Origin of the sequence: Tundrisphaera macrotermitis (assembly GCF_051175315.1) — a bacterium.
GTDB lineage: Bacteria > Planctomycetota > Planctomycetia > Isosphaerales > Isosphaeraceae > Tundrisphaera.
This window is the reverse complement of the sequence record NZ_CP195100.1, coordinates 4790811-4807572: the sequence shown is the minus strand read 5'-3', so window position 1 is coordinate 4807572 and position 16762 is coordinate 4790811. Positions and strand designations below refer to the sequence as shown.

Genomic DNA, 16762 nt, shown 5'->3' with positions numbered 1-16762 from the left:
CTCAGAAATCGAAGTTCACGATCTTGCGGATCCACAAAGCCCCGATCGCCTCGAACCCGAAGGTGCCCAGCAGCACGCCCGGGTGGTCGAACAGCGTCATGGCATAGTTCGGGTTGAGGACGAGCAGGAGCAACAGCATCAGCGGGGGCATCGCCGCGAGGATCCAGCCCTGCATCCGGCCCTCGGCGGTCAGGGTGCTGATCGTGCCCCGGATCTGGTAGCGCTCGCGGACCACGTCGGCCAGCTTGATCAGGATCTCGGCGAGGTTGCCGCCGGTCTGCTGCTGGACCAGGACGGCCAGGACGAAGATCCGCAGCTCGATCACCCCGGAGCGCCGGGCCAGGTCGCGGAAGGCGACCTCGGCGGCCAGGCCCAGGTTCTGCTGCTCGTGGCAGAGCGAGAACTCGGCCGAGATCGGCTGCGGGAACTCCTCGGCGACCGACAGCAGGGACTGGCCCAGGGTCTGCCCGGATCGGACCACGCGGGCCATGAGGTCGAACGCCTCGGGCAGCTGCGACCGGAGCTTCTCGATCCGGGCGTCGCGCTTCTTGCGGACGTACCAGAACGGCGCGACGAACCCCAGGGCCGCGGCGACCGCCGCGTCGATCGGGCTCCAGCGGACGATGAACGCCATGAGCATCAGGCCGCCGGACATCCCCCCGGCGATGGCGGCGAGCCGCCCGGCCGTGACGTCCAGCCCCGACTGCTCGACCATCGCCTCCAGCCGCTGGCGCAGGCCGGGCTTGGCCTCCACGCCGTCCATCGCCTCGGCGGCCACGGCCCCCAGGTTCTTGAACAGGTTGGACTTCTTGACCAGGGCCTTGCTCTTCTGGAGGAACTCCTCGTCGACCCGGTCGTTGAGCCGCGACCGGTCGCGGAGGAACAGGTCCGCGGCGATCTGGTAGGCCGCGAACACCCCGACCATCGCCGTCATGGCCGCCAGCGTCGAGACCATCGCGGGGCTCATCGGGGCGACTCCCCCTTGGCCTGGCCGCTCAGGATCCGCCGCTCGAAGGTGTCCGGCGGCAGCTTGATGCCGGCCGCCTCGAACAGGTCCATGCACTTGGGCCGGATCCCGGTGCAGAAGAAGTAGCCCTGGGCGGCGCGATCCTCGTCGATGCCGGTCTGCTTGAAGACGAACAGGTCCTGCATGCTGACCACGTCCCCCTCCATGCCGACGATCTCCGAGATCTTGATGATCTTGCGGACGCCGCCGGAGAGCCGGGCCGCCTGGACGATGATCTGCACGGCCGAGGCGATCTGGCGGCGGATGATCCAGATCGGCAGGTCGAAGCCGGCCATGCCCACCATCATCTCGATGCGGCCCACGGCGTCGCGGGTGTCGTTGGCGTGGATCGTGGTCATGCTGCCGTCGTGGCCGGTGTTCATCGCCTGGAGCATGTCCAGGGTCTCCCCGCCGCGGCACTCGCCGACGATGATCCGGTCGGGCCGCATCCGCAGCGCGTTCTTGACGAGGTCGCGGGTCGAGATGGCGCCGTTGCCCTCGATGTTCGGGGGCCGGGTCTCCATGCGGACCACGTGCGACTGCTGGAGCCGCAGCTCGGCGGCGTCCTCGATGGTCGCCACCCGCTCGTCGTCGGGGATGAACGCCGACAGCGCGTTCATCAGCGTCGTCTTGCCCGAGCCGGTGCCGCCGGAGACGATCATGTTGGCCCGCGCGCGGGTCGCCGCCGAGAGGAAGTCGACCATCTCCTGGGTGATGGCCTTCTTCTCGACCAGGTCCTTGAACTGGAGCGGCGACTTGCTGGAACGCCGGATCGAAAGCAGGGTCCCGTCCAGGGCCAGCGGCGGGATCACCGCGTTGACGCGCGAGCCGTCCGGCAGGCGGGCGTCGCACAGGGGGGACGTCTCGTCGATCCGCCGGCCGACCCGGCCGACGATCCTTCGGACGATCTCGATCAGGTGCTTCTCGTCGTGGAAGACCACGTCGGAGCGGCTCAGCCGCCCCCTCTTCTCGACGTAAACGCACTTGGGCCCGTTGACCAGGATGTCCGACACGGCCGGGTCGCGCATCAGGGCCTCCAGCGGCCCGATGCCGAAGGTCTCGTCGAGCACCTCGCCGATCAGACGCTCGCGCTCGGCGAAGCTGAGCAGATCCTGGCTCTGGCGGCAGAGCTGCTCGGCCCCCCGGCGCACCTCCGACTTCAGCTCCTCGTCGTCCATCGAGCCGATCGCCGACAGGTCCATCTCGGAGATCAGCTTCTGATGCAGCTCCTTCTTGATCCGGAGCATCCGGTCCTCGGCCGTGGCCGGTGCCGACGTTGCGGATCCATTCGCGGTGCGGATCATGGCGGTCGCTTCCTCCTACGGCAATACGGATGCGGTCCGGCCCGATCGCGCGGGGAGGCGGCCCCGCGGCGGATCGGGGCTCCCCCCGATGCCAGGATAGATCACGTTTTCCGGGCCGGGGCCTCGATCGCGGCGGCCAGTGCGGACAGGCTCCGGGAGACCTTGGCCGAGGGTGCGTGGATCACCGCCGGGATGCCGAGGTTGCCCGCACGGTTGATCGTCTTGGGCTCGTCGGGGACCTGGTGGGCGATCTTCCGCCCCAGGGCCTCCTCGGCCTTGGCCAGGGGGACCTCCTGCGGCTGCCCCAGGCGATTAACCACCAGCCGGACCTTGTCGCGGGCCACCTCGATCCCGTCCAGGTATTCGAGCGTCTTGCGCGCGTTGCGCAGCGCCGCGAAGTCGAGCCGGAGCACGACCAGGACGATGTCGGCCTGGCGGAGGACGACCGCCTGCTCCTCGCGGAAGGTATGGTCCACGTCCACCACGACCCGCGGATAGGCGGTCCGGGCCAGCGTCAGCGCCATGCCGACGCAGTCGGGCTTGACGTGCTGGACGTCCGCGGGGCGATGGGGGGAGACGAGCAGGTGGACGCCCGAGTCGTGCTTGACCATCGACTTCTCGAACATGACGCGGTCGAGCCGGGCCGCGTTGTGGCACAGGTCGGCCAGCGTGAAGTTCGCCCGCAGGTCCATCAGCGAGGCCAAGTCGCCCGATTCGAGCTTCATGTCGATCAGGCCGACGTCGTTGTGGGACTTCGCCAGGCAGACGGCCAGGTTGACCGCCAGGGTGCTCGCCCCGCACCCCCCGCACGGGCCGAGCACGGCGATCAGCCGGCCGGGGGCGACCGGGGCCTTGGATTGGGACAGCCGGCCCAGGGCGGCCTCCAGCTCGACCTCCAGGTCGGCCGAGTCCACGAAGTCGGCCGCGCCCGAGCGCAGGGCCTGGAGCACGACCCGGGCGTCGTCGGCCGGCCCCACGGCCAGGACGTTGCCCGGGGCGATCCGCGCCAGGGTGGGCAGGAGCGCCAGCCCGCGCTGGCGATCGGCGGGCAGGGCCAGGACGATCAGGTCCACCCCCGTCTCCCGACCGAGCCGGATGGCGGCGTCGGCCGACGACATCACGTGCGATGACGGGCATTCCAGCCCCTTGAAACCCAGGACGTCGCGGATCCGCGAGCCGGTCGATTCGCTGTCGGCCACGATGAAGGCGGGCATCGGGGGCATTCCTTCGCGATCGGTATGTGGGGGTTGGCGTCAGGGCCCCGGGGCGGAGGGCATGAGGCCCGCCGACCGGTCGGGCCGGGGGAGCGGGGGAGCGGCGGGGACTGGCGCCGCGACCGGCGCCTTCTTGCGGGCGTCGGCGGGCACGCGATAGGTGAGGCGATCGGCGCCGATCGACGTCCCGCGCAGGGTCTTCGTCGTGAAGGAGACCTCGCGGTCCTGGGCCGGCTCCGGGGGGATTTCGTCGTCCCCCGGCTTGCGGAGCGACAGGTACAGCGTCCCGGTCATCTGCGCCAGGGCCAGCACCTCCACCTCCTCGGGCGTGACCAGCAGGGTCACCGACTGCTTCTCCTCGCCGTAGTCGTCGCCGGAGGAGGTGATGGACAGGACCTCGACGTTGGGCACGGTCCGGGCGACCATTGCATCGGCCTTCGCCGGCTTGGTGATCGTGATGACGTCGACGCGATCCTGCGGGCGGACCCGGCCCCCGAGCGTGACCGAGGGGTTGATGGCGTCGAAGGTGAAGGCCCTCATCCGGGGGCTGATGTAGGCCCTCAGGTTGGCGGCGGCCTCCTCGACCTGGAGGGGCACCCGGGCCCGGTCCTGGGGATCGCGGCGGGCGAGGTGGACCGTCCCGTCGGAGGCGGCCCGGTCGAGCGTCGCCGCCTCGTCGGGCGTGACGCACAGGATGACCGAAGGGGTCTGGGCGGGGTTCGCGCCGGCGCCCGACTTCGCCCAGCTGACGCGGATGTCCTGCAAGGTCCGGGAGACGGACCTGGCGTCCCCCTTCCCCTTCCGGGTCAGGATGACGTCCACGAAGTCGCCCGCCCGGAGGAGCCCGCCGATCGTCACCGTCGGCGGCGTGTTCTCCAGGGCGTACTGCCGCATGCCCATGCCGCACTCCACCGGGGCATCCTCCGCCGGCGCGGCGGCGACCGGCGCCGTCGGGGTCTGCGCCGGCTCGATCGGCGCGTCGGGATTGCGGCGGACCAGCCGCAGGCCCCCCTGGTTCATCCCCTGGTTCAGGTCGTTGGCCTGGCGGGGGTCGACCAGCAGGGTGACGGGCCCCTGGGCGTTGGCGCCGGGCTTCTTGTCGGCCGCCGGCACGTCCCAGACCAGGATGTCCTGGAGCGGGGGGATGGCCGGCGCCTGCCCGTTGGCGGCGAAATAGACGTCCACATGGTCGTCCACCTCCAGCGGCGGCATGTCCGCCCGAGCCACGGTGAAGGCGAGCTTCCCCCGGGGCACGATGCGGGCCCGCGCCCCCTTGGGTTCGAGCTTGCCGTCGGTCACGGCATCGCCCGGGATCATCTTCATCGCGGCGATCCGGCCGAGCACATCCTCCGGCTTGCCGAGCGCCGCGGGCGGCAGGACGGCCTCGGGGATCCGCCGGATCTCGATCATCTCCTTCTCGATCGGGGCTCCCCGGCGGATCTCCGCGATCGCGAAGATCACCGGGCGGGTCGCCACCGCGGCCGGCGTGCCCGTGCCCATCATGCTGATGCCCACGAAGGCGGCGAGCCCGCAGGCCAGGGCCAGGATCGCGACCAGGATCGTCCGGCCCCTCATCGCGCGTCCCCCCAGGCGACCAGGGCCGAGGTCGGCGCGGGGCCCGACGGGGTCGCGACCCTCGACCCGTCGTGGTGCCAGACGGCGATCATGGCGAAGAAGCCCAGGCAGGTCGCCGCCGCGAACGGCACCAGCCTCCTCCGGCGGTCGGGGCGGAGGGCCTCGTCCGCGACCCGCGCGGTCGGCCGCGACCACCGGCCCGGCGAGATCATCCGGCGGCCGAGGTCGGCCAGTTCCACCGAGGCCGCGCCCGCCCCCTGCCCGATCGCCGTCAAAGCCAGCGCGTAGGCCCCGGCCGCGAGGGCCGAGGCCGCGAACACCTGCAGCGTGGGCCAGGCCCCCAGCCAGGCCCCCATCGCGGCGAACAGCTTCACGTCGCCGGCCCCCACCCCGCCCATCGCGAAGAACGCCGCCAGGACGGACAGGCCGACCATCGCCCCCAGCAGGCTGGACCCCAGCCCGCCGAGGCCGCCGGACCAGCCCGAGGCGACCAGCCCGGCGGCCAGCATCGGCAGGGTGAGCACGTTGTAGACCTTGAACCGCCGCAGGTCGGTCGCCGCGGCGACGATCGTGGCCGCGGCCACGGCGAACAGCGGCAGGGATTCGGGCCGGATCATGCGGACGGTTCCTCGTTCGTGGGCCGGCCGGGCGGGCGGCCGGCCCGATCCGCGGGGGATTCGGGGGATCCGGCCCCCCTTCCGCTCAGCCGCCCAGGGCGGTCGTGGTGGAGGTGAACTTGTTGTTCAGGGCGGTGGACAGGGCGCCGACCACGGTGATGGCGGCCGCGGCGATCAGGGCGACCATCAACGCATACTCGACCATCGTCGCGCCGTCTTCCTCGGCCAGCAGGCTCTTCATGAAACGTGCCATCGCAATGCCTCTCGATCGGTGAATTGGTGGGGACGAAACCGGATGGGACGGGGGGCGGATATGTTGATTGTCGGGCTAGGGGAAGGCCGGGCCTTCCGCCCGTCATGGGGCCGATGGGTGGTCAACCGCCGAGCGAGGTGGTGACGCTGGTGAACTTGCCATTCAGGGCGGTGGACAGGGCGCCGACCACGGTGATGGCGGCCGCGGCGATCAGGGCGACCATCAACGCATACTCGACCATCGTCGCGCCGTCTTCCTCGGCCAGCAGGCTCTTCATGAAACGTGCCATCGCAATGCCACTCCATTCTTGGATCGGGATCGTTGCCGCACGGGATGTCGGGGATTTCTTCCTGGTGTGGGTCGGACAGGGGGCCCGGTCGAGGATGCCTCGACTCATCATCGGCGGGTCCTATTGAAAAGGTGGGTCGCGAATGACGCGTTGTCAATTCGACGCGAGAAGTTGGCAAAACCCCCGCGCAGGGCGCGGCGGCCCTCCGCGCGACCCGGGCCGGAGGGGGACGTCGGGTTCAGCCCGGAGCGGCCTGCGCGCCGAATCCGTGGCGCTCGGCCCGCTTCCGGATCGCCCGCAGGCCGACGCTCTCGACGCGGTCGCGATGGCCGTCGAACCGACCGGCGCGGCCCCACTCGATCACCCGGATCGGGCGGATCCCGCCCGGCGTCTCGGCCAACCGCCCGGCGATCCCCAGCCCGACCCGGTTCTGGGGATAGACCGGCGTCCCGCGCAGGTCCCGGCTCCACCCCGTCAGGTCGAGCCGCCTCCACCCGCCGACGTCGGCCGGCCCGAGCCGCGTCCGGACCGGGGCCGGATACCGGTCGGCATCCTCCTCGTGGATCAGGATCTCGATCCGCTCGCAGTGGCTGGCGTAGAGCGCGTGGGATGGCCAGGCATCAGACCATCCGAACGGCTCGCCCAGGGGCAGGAGGATCGCCGCCCCGACCACCGGCGTCGCCAGGAGGTCGCGGGGCGAGCGCCACCACGCGGCCGCGGGCGCCGGGGGCCGGGCGAACAGCACGACATCCTCGGCGATCATCGCCGCGTTCCAGATCAGCACGTTGAGGCTGTGCCCGAGCGCCCAGGGGCCGAGGAGGCCGAGCAGGGCCAGGTGCTGTCCGATCGCACCGGCCAGGGCCAGGCGGCGGGTGCCGGCGCGCATCAGGCCAATGGCCACGGCCATCTCCCACGCCGGCATCGCCAGGATCGCGAGCACCCGCAGGGGCGTCGGCCAGCGCCCGGGGTCGATCCCCAGCGGCACCAGCCCCGCGTCCAGGAACGTCGACCCGGTCTCGGCCACGAACGAGGCATCCAGCTTGGACAGGCCGGAATAGAAGTAGAGCGACGCCACCAGGAGGCGGGACAGCGCCAGCGCCCGGGCCTTCGAAGCCAGGCCCATGACCAGGGCATAAAGGGCGAACTGATACGCCCAGGGCTGGAAGCGGTTCTGATCGCCGAGGATCGCGACGACGAGCAACGCCGGCGCGATGGCGAGCATCGGCCGCCAGGCCCTCCCCAGCATCGCCGCCCCGAGCGCGACGGCCAGGGGCCACCGGGCCGGCAGGCCGGGCAGGCCCGCGACGAACGGGACCCGGGGGAACCCGCCCCGGTCCGCCCACAGCGGCCACGAGGCGGCGATCATCGCCAGGGTCGCCCCGCACGCGATCGCCCGGAATCGGGCGAAGTCGCGATCCACCTCGTTCGGGGGGACGATCGGCTTCTCGGGGGCGTTCACAACGGGGCGGTCAGGGAGTAGGTCCCGCTCCCCTCGCGGCGGAGCTTGCCCTGGGCCACCAGTTCTTCCCAGACCCCGGGCGGGTGGCCGACCGGGGGGGTGATGCCCGCGATGCCCGACTTCTTGCTGCCGGGGCTCAAGCCCGACTCGTCGTCGAGGCGGGCGAGCTTCAGCCGCTTCTTGAACGCCTTGTAGGCCCTCTTCTGTTCCTCTTCGGTGGCCATGACGGACGATCTCCGGCTGCGCGATCCGACGTCGATCCAGGACCGCCGAGCGTAGAAGATCGGCCCGCCCCTGGCAAGCCGGACCTCACCCGGTCTCGTCCAGGAAGGCCTCGATCGCGGCACGGAACCGGGGCCCGTCCTCGATGTGGGGCAGGTGGCCCACGTCGGGCAGGATCACCAGGCGGGCGTCGGGCAGCGACCCGGCCAGCTCGGCCGCGATGGGCGGAGGGTTGACCAGGTCCAGGGCGCCGGACAGGACCAGGCAGGGCACGCCGATCGCGCCGATCCGTTCGCGGGCGTCGTGCTCGATGGCCGCCCGGGCCTGGCGGCCGAAGGCGTCCGGATCCTGGGGCCATTCGTTCTTTTGGGCGAAGCGGACCATCCCCTCGACCTGTGGCTTCGATCGGAAGAACGCCGGCGCCGCCAGCCAGGGCAGCGTGATCCGGGCGAAGGTCCCCGGGTCGCAGAGGGATCGGGCCGCGATCCACGACTCGACGACCGCCTTCCTCCAGGCGTTGGAGCCGGAATGGGTCGAGGCCAGGACCAGGCTCCGCACCCGCGACGGGTGGCGGAGCGCCAGCTCCTGGGCGACCAGCCCGCCCAGGGAATGCCCCACCACCCGGGCCGCCCCCAGGCCCAGCGCCCCCATCCAGCCGGCGACCTCGTCGGCCATGTCCGCCGTCGAATAGGGCCCCGTCGCCCGGTAGCTCCGCCCGACGTCGCGCGAGTCGGGCGCCAGCGCCCGATATTTCCCGGCGAAATGGCGCGTCGTCACCCCGAAGGCACGGTGATCCCCCCCCAGCCCGCTCAGGAAGACCAGCGGCTCCCCCTCCCCCTGCTCGTCATAGAAAATGCGGCCTCGTTCCACGGCGACTTCGGGCATCGGCAAATCCTCTCGACTCGACCTTGACATTGGACCGTGGGCAGGGCATTATATGCGTGTCCCGCGGCCCCCATCGTCTAGAGGCCCAGGATACTAGGTTCTCAGCCTAGGGACCGGGGTTCGAATCCCCGTGGGGGTACTGAAAGCAGCATAAGGGGTTGCGGCTAAAACCGCGACCCCTTTTGCATGCGCCGGGTGAATTTCTGACACCTGACATGACCTGCGGGGTACTCACGGGCAACCACCAGAGTCACCCCGGATAGAATCCTTCGACCGAGATCCCGCCTTCGAGCGCTACCATTCGCGCCTCCGCTTCGGCGGCCAGCCATTCCAAAGGTCCCTCCCGCTTTCCGACGACCGCGAGGCGGAGCAGGTCGGCGGCACCACCGAAGAGGCGATCAAGGATCTGAGACGCGGACGACCGGAGTTGCCGCCCGGCGCCGAGGTCGGACCGTTCCGCCTCTCCGGCGGCCATTTGGCGGCCATGCCCGCCGCCCCGGATGTGTCGAAACGGCATCAGGCGACCCTGAAAGAGCTTTTCGACCCCCGCGAGCGAGAGCTGACCTCGGGGGCGAACGAGGCCACCACTCGCGAATCCGAACGGACCCACCGCCGGTACCTCCTGGCCCGTTTCGGCGAGGAGTTCACCGTCGACGCCCTCGACCACCGGGCCATCCAGGGGCCTGTCGACGCACGCTCTCCCGTCGGCCTACCGTCAAGAGCCTCCGTCTCGAACTCGGCACCCTGCGTGTGCTCTGGCACCAATCCGATGGGTTCGGCCTATCCCCTGGAGCGATGAGCAGGGACCCGATACCATCCATCAAGGAATAGCTCTCTGCCAGGCGTGACTCTCTGTTCGAAACCGCTCGCGGAGTCAAGACCGATGGTCTGCATGACGCTGATCGCGATCGTCCTCCAGGCAGGGCCGACGGCCCCGCTGGTGGGCGCGGTGGTCGATGACGCCGGGGCCCCGGTCGTCGGGGCCGAGCTGATCCTGACCGGATCGAAGATCGGCGCGGCGCCTGTGGTGGCGCGGGTGCAGTCGGGCGAGGGGGGGCGATTCCGGCTCGACCGCCCGGCCGACCTGTCGGCGACGAATCCGTACGTCGTCCCGACGCTATGGGCCTACGTCCCAGGCCGCCGCGCCGCCGTGATGAAGTATCCCGGGGCCCTCCCGGGCGCCGACGAGGCCGTGCGGGTCGTCCTGGGCGCCCCGGCGAAGTCCGAGTTCCGCGTCGAGGGGCCCGACGGCAAGCCCGTCGCCGGGGCGAGGGTGAACGTCCAGGGGATCAAGGGGGCCCCGACCATGCCGGAGGCGATCTCCGACCTCGCCGAGCGGACGACCGGGCCCGATGGCGTCGCGACCATCGAGGCGTTCGACGACGCGGTCTACGTCGACGTGATCGCCAAGGGCTACGGGACCCAGCCCCGCCGGTTCGACGATGCCCCGGCCGGGCCGAGGCGGGTCGTGCTCATCAAGCCCGCGGGCCTGAAGGGGCGGCTCGTCCCCGACGGCGGCGACGCTTCGCTTTCCAGGGGTTGGAAGGTCCGAGCCTGGACCTACGAGGATGGCGATGCCCCCGGGGCCCGGCGGATGGTCGGATACGGCGAGACCAACATCGGCGACGACGGCCGGTTCGACCTGCCCGAACTGGTCCCCGGTTCGCTCAGCCTTTCCCTCATCACGCCGGACGGCCTCGACGCCCTCCCCGAGATCCCGAGGGCCCCGGTCGTTCATCCCGACAAGGAGAACACGCTGGAGATCCCGATCCGCCGCGCCTCCAGGATCGTTGGCAAGGTCGTCGAGCACGGCACGGGGAAGCCGGTCTCGGGGATGCAGGTCCACCTCTTCCGACCCGGAGCCTCGCAGGGGGCCGACTCCACGACCGACGCGGACGGGCATTTCAGCTTCCTGAGCCTCGCTGGCAAGGCCCGGATCTGGGGGCCGACTGTCCCGGAAGGATATGTCTCGGCGGGCGGGATCAAGAACGACGACATCCCCGTGCCGGAGGGCGGGGCCCGGGTCGAGGCGGGGACGTACGAGTTGCTGCGGGCCGCGGCCCCGCTCAAGGGGGAGGTCCGGGACGAAGCCGGCCGGCCGGTGGCCGGCGCCGCGGTCCAGGCCCGGTGGTCGGCGTCGAGCGCGATCGGCAAGCTGTCGTATTCGGCCCAGGCCACGTCCGACGACCGGGGCGCCTTCACGCTGGCCGGGCTCGCCCCGAAGGCGCGGGTCGAGATCACCGCCCGCGGCCGGGGCCTCGCGACCAACGAGCCGACCGTCGCCGACGTGGGGGCGGCCGGCCCGGTCGTCGTCACGGTCCTGCCGAGGCCGATGGTCGCGGTCGCCGGCCGGGTGCTCGGGCCGGGCGGGGTCCCGATCGCGGGGGCGAATGTCCGGATTACCGAGAGGGAGGTCCGGCCGGGCCTCACCGCCGCCCCCCGCCAGGTGTACTCGTCGGGGATGGGCCAGCTCCGGACCGGACCGGACGGGGCGTTCCGCAGCGCCCAGGAGTTGGATCGCGAGCACCGCGCCTATCAGGTCGACATCAACGCCCCCGGCTACGAGTCGGGGCGGACGGCCATGATCGAGGCGGGCGAGGGGGACGTCCTGACCTTCCCCGACGTGACGCTCCGCCGCATCCTCGCGACCCGGATCGTCACCGGCCGGGTCGTGGACCGCGAGAACAAGCCCGTGGCCGGCGCGACCGTGTTCCATGCCTGGGACGGGCCGAGGCGGACGCAGGCGACGACCGACGACGGCGGCGGGTTCCGGCTGGCCGGCATCTACGCCGGCCCGGCCCTGGTCTTCGCCGAGGCGGAGGGCTTCCGATTCGGCGGCGCCGTCGTCGGTGAGGGGCCGGTCGAAGTCCGACTCGCCCGCGTCGGCGAGCCGCCGATCGTCGCCCTGAAGACGCTGCCGCCGACGATGACCCGGGCCGAGGAGCGGGCCCTGGGCCGCGAACTGATCGAGCCGGTGCTGGCCGAGGCCCGCCACGGCACGCTCGAGAACGCCGTCGCGCAGGTCATCCCCGCCCTGGCGAGGCTCGACCCCGACCGCGTGGAGGAGATGATCGAGGACCGCGTCGTCGGCCAGCCGGCGGCGGCCCTGGCGGCGGTCATGCTCGCCCGGTTCGAAGATGACCCCGGCCGGGCGGTCGCCACGATCGAGGCCGACGGCGACCCCGCGTCGCGAGGCTTCGGCTTCCTCGCCCTGGCCGATGCCGTGCCGGCCTCGGATGCCCGCCGCCGCGAGTTCCTCGACCGCGCCCTAGCCGAGGCCCGACGCGCCGACGCGGGCGGGGCCAAGGCCGAACTCCTCGGCCAGATCGCCGACCGGTGGCTCGACCTCGGCGACGTCGCCCGGGCCACGCCGGTCCTCCGCGATGGCCAGGCGGCCATCGCCGCGACCCCCGGAAACCGTTTTTCGTACCAGGACGAGACCTTCGCCGAGGTCCTGGCCGCCGTCGACCTGCCGGCGGCCCGGGCGATCTTCGAGCGGAAGGGTCAGCCCAACGTCAGCCCACCGAGCAAGGATGAGGTCCGCCGCCACCTGGGCAAGGCCCTGACGCGGATCGCGGCGGTCGACCCGGCCGAGGCCGAGCGGCTCCTCCCCGAGGCGTCGGGCGGGCCGAACCTCGACGATCATGACGATCTGACGTTCCGGGTCGCCGTCGCGATGGGCCGCGCCGACCCGGAGCGGGCGAAGCGGCTCCTGGGGGCGGTCGGCAAGGATCCGAAGCGGGATCCGGTCTTCTCCCGGCCCGGCCTCGCCCCCTACGGGCTCGGCCTGATCGCCGCGAGGCGGGCGGACGTCGACCCGGCCGGAGCCCGGGCGATGCTCGACGAGGCGTTCGCCGGGCTCGTCGCGATCGCCCGCCGCGGCAACAGCCATTCGGGCCCGGGGGAGTCGGCCCTCATGGCGTCGCTCCTGCCGGCGGTCGAGCGGCTCGATCCCGAACGGCTGCCCGAGCGGCTCTGGCTGGCCGCGTCATGCCGGACGCCCCGGCCGCAGGAAATCCAACTCCACGACGTCTCCAGGATGGCGGCCCTCGCCCTGCTCGTCTCGCGGTACGACCCCGCGATGGCCGCGGCGATCGTCGCGCCCGCCCTCGACCGGCTGCCGGCCCTGCTCGACCGGACGAGCCATTTCGGCGGGAACGACACCCAGCTCTTCGGCCTGCTGGCCGCCCAAGATGTCCGCATCGTCGAGTCGCTGATCCGGGCCCTGCCCGCGGCGGCCCGGAAGACCGAGCGCGTCCGGGACGGCTGGACGATCGTCTCATCGGAGGCCCTCGCCCGTCTCGCCGCGGCCGAGGCCCTCGGCCGTCCCCCCGAGGAGCGTCGCCGCGCGGCGTTGAGGTTCGCGTTTTCCGGCATCCAGGTCGGGCCCGAGTCGCGTTAGGCCCTGGACGACGCGATGTCCCCAGGGCGATGGGCGGCGAGTGCCAGGGGTTCGGGGACGAGCCCCCGGCACCCGGGCGACGGGTCCAAACCGAATCGAAAGAATGGGACCAATCCCGAAGGAGGTGGGACGATGATCGGACGTGTTCACCAGGCCGCGCGGGCGATCGGACTCGGCTTCCTGGTCCTCGTCGGATGTGGCGCCGACGAATTCCGGCCGACGCCGAAGTTCGAGGGCAAGACGATCCCCGACCCGCCCCGGCAGCGCGACCCGTGGACGCCGCCCGAGACGAAGCTCCCGCGGTTCCTGGTCCGGGCCACCGAAGCGCTTTGCGACGCCGGCCTGGCCGACCCTCGCGGGTGCGAATACCGAGAGGTCGAGATCGGCGACGCCGGCCTGGTCAAGGCCCGCGGGTTCGTCCTCCCCGAGCGGCCGGGCGACGCCGGCCGATTCGCCGTCGGCTGGGACGGGGTGGTCTATCCCGCCCTCGCCGTCGGCGCGGCGGCCGACCTGGATGCCGACATGCGCACGCTGGCCGAGGCCGTTCGGAAGGGCCGCGAGTCGACGCCGGGTCCGGACCGATTTGGCCACGCGGGCGGGTTCGTCGCCGGGAGTCGGTTCGGCCTGCGGTTCTTCGGCGAGGGCGGGCCGGAGGGCGTCGAGTCGCGGTCGCCGCTGAAGGTCTGCCTCCTGCTCCGCCTCGGCCGCGCCGACCTGGCCGAGTCCCTGTTCGCCGCCGGGACGACCTGGACCCCCGACCGGCCCCGGCCCGACCTGACCGACTACCACATCTCATTCGTCACCCTGGCGAACGAGTGGTCATCGCGGATGTTCTCCCGACTGACCTCGGCCCACGTCCGGGGCGACGACGCCGCGGCCCTCGACGGGGCCCGGCGGCTCGCCGCCTTCCAGAAGGCGGTCGACGCGAAGGCGGAGGCGATGGGCTTCCAGCTCAACGGGGCGAACCCCGGCGGGCGGCCGATCCCGACCTCCTACCTCCATTCGCTGGGCGAATTGCCCCTGTTCCTCGCCGACCAGGAGCGCCGGGCCCAGGAACCGCCGCGCGGCCCGATCCCGCCGCGGGGGGGCGACCCGTCGTCCCGGGTCGCGGCCCTGATCCGGAGCTTCGACCAGATCCACGTCGTCCAGATGTCGGTCCCCGGCTCGGCCCACCCGGGCAGCGGCGAGGCGGTCCACCTCCTCATCCAGGAAGGGGACGCCGCCATCGGCCCGCTCCTGGACGCCTACACCTCCGACACCAGGCTCACCCGGTCGATGTCCGAGGGCCGCGGCGGCTCGGTCGGCCATATCCACCCCGTGACCGAAGCCATCCATTCGGCGCTGGTCCAGCTCCTCAAGACTAGCCGGTTCCTCGCCGATGGCAACGAAGACTATTCCGCCCAGGCCACGCCCGAGGGCCGGAAGAAGCTGGCCGGGGCGATGCGGGCCTACTGGGAGAAGAACCGGGCCACGCCGCCGCCGGAGCGATGGTTTCGCGACCTCGGCGACGACAAGGCCGGACCGGACCGGTGGGCGGAGGCGATCGGCGGCCTGGCCTCGAACTCGACCATTCAGCGGACGGCCGACGGCATGAATGTGCTCGTCCGACGGCCTCCGGGGCCGGACGGCAAGCCCGCGATGGCGGGGGAGCCCTACCGATCGCGGCGCGACCCGAGCGTCTCCGAACTGATGGCCCGCCGGATCGCCGAGATCGCGCGGGGGACCCCGAACACGAGCCCCGACATCGGGCTGGGCCGGGCTTGCTCGCTGGCCGAGTCGTTCGCCCGCTGGGACGAGGCCGCGGCGATGCCGACGATCAAGGCCCTGATGGACGCCTGCCGCGAGGGATCGCTCGACCGCCGCGGAGGCGGGTCCGACCAGCGACTCGGCCGCTCGATCGCCGACTTCACCCTCCTGCGAGCCCGCGCCGGCGACCGGGCGGCGTTGGGCGAATATGCGGCGTGGGTCAAGGAAATCGATCCGAAATCCATCGAACATTCTCCGATGGAGACGCTGACGCCGCTCTGGGCCTCCCCCGACGATCCGTCGATCGACGCGGCGACCCGATCGATGTTCACCGACCCGAAATCCCCATGGCTCCCCCTGGTCAGCCGCGAGCAGTCGCAGCACTACTTCAGCTTCCAAGATCCGATCGGCTCGCCGCTGATCGTCCTGCCGTGGTTCCGCGAGGCGGTGCTGGCGACTCTGGCCGACAAGGCCGAGGTCGGCACCGCCCTGCCCTCCGAGAAGGATTCGATCCCGTTCCGGATGGACTGGGGGATGTCCAGCAGCTTCGGCGGGAGCCCGGTGCGGGTGGTCGCGCCCGAGGACCGGCCCACGACCGAGCGGAGGTTCCGGGCCTGCGACTGGGCGGCCTGGAAGCTCTCGGCGATGGAGGGGGCCCCGGAATGCATGCCGTTCTGGCCCGAGGCCAGGCGCGACGCCGCCGTTGCCGCCGCCGCCGAGTTCATCCGCCGATACGGCCGCCGCTTCTCGGCCGAGGCCCCGCCCGGCGATCGCGACTTCCCCCATGCGCAGGCGCACCTCCGCTTCCCCCCGCTCGGGCGGCCGGCCTCGGCCGAGGATGTTCGCGAGGCCCGCGCGATCTTCTCGCTGGAGGGCGAGGGCGAGGGCGAGGTCCGGGTCGCGGCGGCGCCGTCGGGATTCCCGCTCCGGGCCCGATGGACGACGCTCACGGCCTTCCCCATCGATCAGCAGGTCTCCTTCGTCGACGAGAAGGGCACCCACACCGAGATGCGCCGGGATTACCTCCGCGACGGCTGGGTGTGGCAGGCCGAGGAGGTCAAGAAGGGGGGCCGCTGGGAGCGGTTCTATGGCTTCGTCGGCCATGCGACGATCGCCCGGGTGCCGGCGGCGGAGATCGAGTTCCCCTCCGCCCCCTACCGGCCCCTGATGCTCACGAGCGGGCTGGAGGCCCACCTCGCCATCCCCGACATGACGCGTGCCCCCATCCCGCCGGGCCGGCCGATCGTGGCGACGCTCCGGCTCCGCAACGACAAGGGCGTCGACCAGAAGGTGGCGACGGAGTTCCTCCGACAGGGCACCGACGGGAAACCGGCGCTCCGGCGCGGGGTCTCGATCGTGCTCAAGGAGATCCCCAAGAGGCCGGACAACCAGGGGTTCGGCGACCCCAGGAAAGGTGTCGAGCGGCCCATGACCCGGACGGCCCGTTTCGACCCGGGCGAAGACTCGCGGTCCCTGGCCCCGGCCGAGTCGTTCGACGCGATGCAGCTCGACCTCGCCGACTGGTTCGGCCCGCTGGCCCCGGGCCAGTTCACCTGCCACCTGACCTTCGCGGCCGACTCCGGCCTCGGCGAGGGGCGGACGAACGATCTCTATCTGACCGTGGGCGATCCATCACCCTGAACATGGGGTCGGCACGAGCGGCCGGGCTGCACCACCTGCCGAGCACGAGGGAGGGCATCGCGCCGCTTCCATTCGGCCTCGGCCCTCGTGCCGTTGAGGTATCCTGATCAGCCCGGATCATACCCCTCGAAACATCCGAGAAATAAGCC

The 16762-nt window shown here is 71.8% G+C and carries 13 protein-coding genes and 1 tRNA gene; 3 read left to right on the top strand and 11 right to left on the bottom strand.

Translation table 11 applies throughout. The features are described 5' to 3' along the window. Window position 1: 1 nt before the first annotated feature. The 10 genes from TA3x_RS19410 to TA3x_RS19365 form a co-directional block, all read right to left on the bottom strand. Window positions 2-967 carry a type II secretion system F family protein gene (locus TA3x_RS19410; RefSeq protein WP_435016317.1) on the bottom strand — a complete coding sequence of 322 codons (966 nt, stop codon included), beginning with the start codon at window positions 965-967 and terminating at the stop codon, window positions 2-4. After that, the gene (locus TA3x_RS19405) at window positions 964-2310 is read right to left on the bottom strand and encodes a CpaF family protein (protein ID WP_435016316.1); all 1347 of its coding nucleotides are present in this window, start codon (window positions 2308-2310) and stop codon (window positions 964-966) included. The genes TA3x_RS19410 and TA3x_RS19405 overlap by 4 nt, the downstream gene beginning before the upstream one ends. Window positions 2311-2411: 101 nt before the next feature. Continuing rightward, complete coding sequence (locus TA3x_RS19400; RefSeq protein ID WP_435016315.1) at window positions 2412-3524, bottom strand: AAA family ATPase; 1113 nt, start codon at window positions 3522-3524, stop codon at window positions 2412-2414. A 39-nt stretch (window positions 3525-3563) separates the two neighbouring features. Next, complete coding sequence (gene cpaB / locus TA3x_RS19395; RefSeq protein WP_435016314.1) at window positions 3564-5099, bottom strand: Flp pilus assembly protein CpaB; 1536 nt, start codon at window positions 5097-5099, stop codon at window positions 3564-3566. After that, on the bottom strand, window positions 5096-5716 hold the full coding sequence (locus tag TA3x_RS19390) for an A24 family peptidase (RefSeq protein WP_435016313.1): 621 nt from the start codon (window positions 5714-5716) through the stop codon (window positions 5096-5098). The genes cpaB and TA3x_RS19390 overlap by 4 nt, the downstream gene beginning before the upstream one ends. A gap of 85 nt (window positions 5717-5801) precedes the next feature. Next, complete coding sequence (locus TA3x_RS19385) at window positions 5802-5969, bottom strand: Flp family type IVb pilin (RefSeq protein ID WP_435016312.1); 168 nt, start codon at window positions 5967-5969, stop codon at window positions 5802-5804. A 121-nt stretch (window positions 5970-6090) separates the two neighbouring features. Then, complete coding sequence (locus tag TA3x_RS19380; protein WP_435016311.1) at window positions 6091-6258, bottom strand: Flp family type IVb pilin; 168 nt, start codon at window positions 6256-6258, stop codon at window positions 6091-6093. A gap of 238 nt (window positions 6259-6496) precedes the next feature. Beyond that, entirely contained in the window at window positions 6497-7717 is a 1221-nt protein-coding gene (locus TA3x_RS19375) for a MauE/DoxX family redox-associated membrane protein (protein ID WP_435016310.1), read from the bottom strand. Further along, window positions 7714-7941, bottom strand: coding sequence for a hypothetical protein (locus TA3x_RS19370; protein WP_435016309.1), 228 nt, complete (start codon window positions 7939-7941; stop codon window positions 7714-7716). Before TA3x_RS19370 ends, TA3x_RS19375 begins: the two co-directional genes overlap by 4 nt. An 85-nt stretch (window positions 7942-8026) precedes the next feature. Next, entirely contained in the window at window positions 8027-8824 is a 798-nt protein-coding gene (locus TA3x_RS19365) for an alpha/beta fold hydrolase (RefSeq protein ID WP_435016308.1), read from the bottom strand. A gap of 66 nt (window positions 8825-8890) precedes the next feature. Between TA3x_RS19365 and TA3x_RS19360 the strand changes: the two genes are divergently transcribed. Continuing rightward, a tRNA-Glu gene (locus TA3x_RS19360) sits at window positions 8891-8963 on the top strand. A 111-nt stretch (window positions 8964-9074) separates the two neighbouring features. Here the strand turns inward: TA3x_RS19360 and TA3x_RS19355 are convergent. Beyond that, window positions 9075-9491, bottom strand: a complete 417-nt coding sequence (locus tag TA3x_RS19355; protein ID WP_435016307.1) for a hypothetical protein — start codon at window positions 9489-9491, stop codon at window positions 9075-9077. Between the two features lie 216 nt (window positions 9492-9707). Here TA3x_RS19355 and TA3x_RS19350 point away from each other — a divergent pair, with 216 nt between their 5' ends. Together TA3x_RS19350 and TA3x_RS19345 are read left to right on the top strand one after the other, a co-directional pair. Next, on the top strand, window positions 9708-13226 hold the full coding sequence (locus tag TA3x_RS19350; protein WP_435016306.1) for an MSCRAMM family protein: 3519 nt from the start codon (window positions 9708-9710) through the stop codon (window positions 13224-13226). A gap of 132 nt (window positions 13227-13358) precedes the next feature. Beyond that, window positions 13359-16613 (top strand): hypothetical protein, encoded by a 3255-nt coding sequence (locus TA3x_RS19345; RefSeq protein ID WP_435016305.1) that lies wholly within the window; start codon window positions 13359-13361, stop codon window positions 16611-16613. Window positions 16614-16762 lie beyond the last annotated feature (149 nt).

Excerpts from the sequence above, each read along its gene's own strand:
- TA3x_RS19410 (WP_435016317.1), bottom strand. The coding sequence starts at position 967 with ATGAGCCCCGCGATGGTCTCGACGCTGGCGGCCATGACGGCGATGGTC.
- TA3x_RS19405 (WP_435016316.1), bottom strand. The coding sequence starts at position 2,310 with ATGATCCGCACCGCGAATGGATCCGCAACGTCGGCACCGGCCACGGCC.
- TA3x_RS19400 (WP_435016315.1), bottom strand. The coding sequence starts at position 3,524 with ATGCCCGCCTTCATCGTGGCCGACAGCGAATCGACCGGCTCGCGGATC.
- cpaB (WP_435016314.1), bottom strand. The coding sequence starts at position 5,099 with ATGAGGGGCCGGACGATCCTGGTCGCGATCCTGGCCCTGGCCTGCGGG.
- TA3x_RS19390 (WP_435016313.1), bottom strand. The coding sequence starts at position 5,716 with ATGATCCGGCCCGAATCCCTGCCGCTGTTCGCCGTGGCCGCGGCCACG.
- TA3x_RS19385 (WP_435016312.1), bottom strand. The coding sequence starts at position 5,969 with ATGGCACGTTTCATGAAGAGCCTGCTGGCCGAGGAAGACGGCGCGACG.
- TA3x_RS19380 (WP_435016311.1), bottom strand. The coding sequence starts at position 6,258 with ATGGCACGTTTCATGAAGAGCCTGCTGGCCGAGGAAGACGGCGCGACG.
- TA3x_RS19370 (WP_435016309.1), bottom strand. The coding sequence starts at position 7,941 with ATGGCCACCGAAGAGGAACAGAAGAGGGCCTACAAGGCGTTCAAGAAG.
- TA3x_RS19365 (WP_435016308.1), bottom strand. The coding sequence starts at position 8,824 with ATGCCCGAAGTCGCCGTGGAACGAGGCCGCATTTTCTATGACGAGCAG.
- TA3x_RS19350 (WP_435016306.1), top strand. The coding sequence starts at position 9,708 with ATGGTCTGCATGACGCTGATCGCGATCGTCCTCCAGGCAGGGCCGACG.
- TA3x_RS19345 (WP_435016305.1), top strand. The coding sequence starts at position 13,359 with ATGATCGGACGTGTTCACCAGGCCGCGCGGGCGATCGGACTCGGCTTC.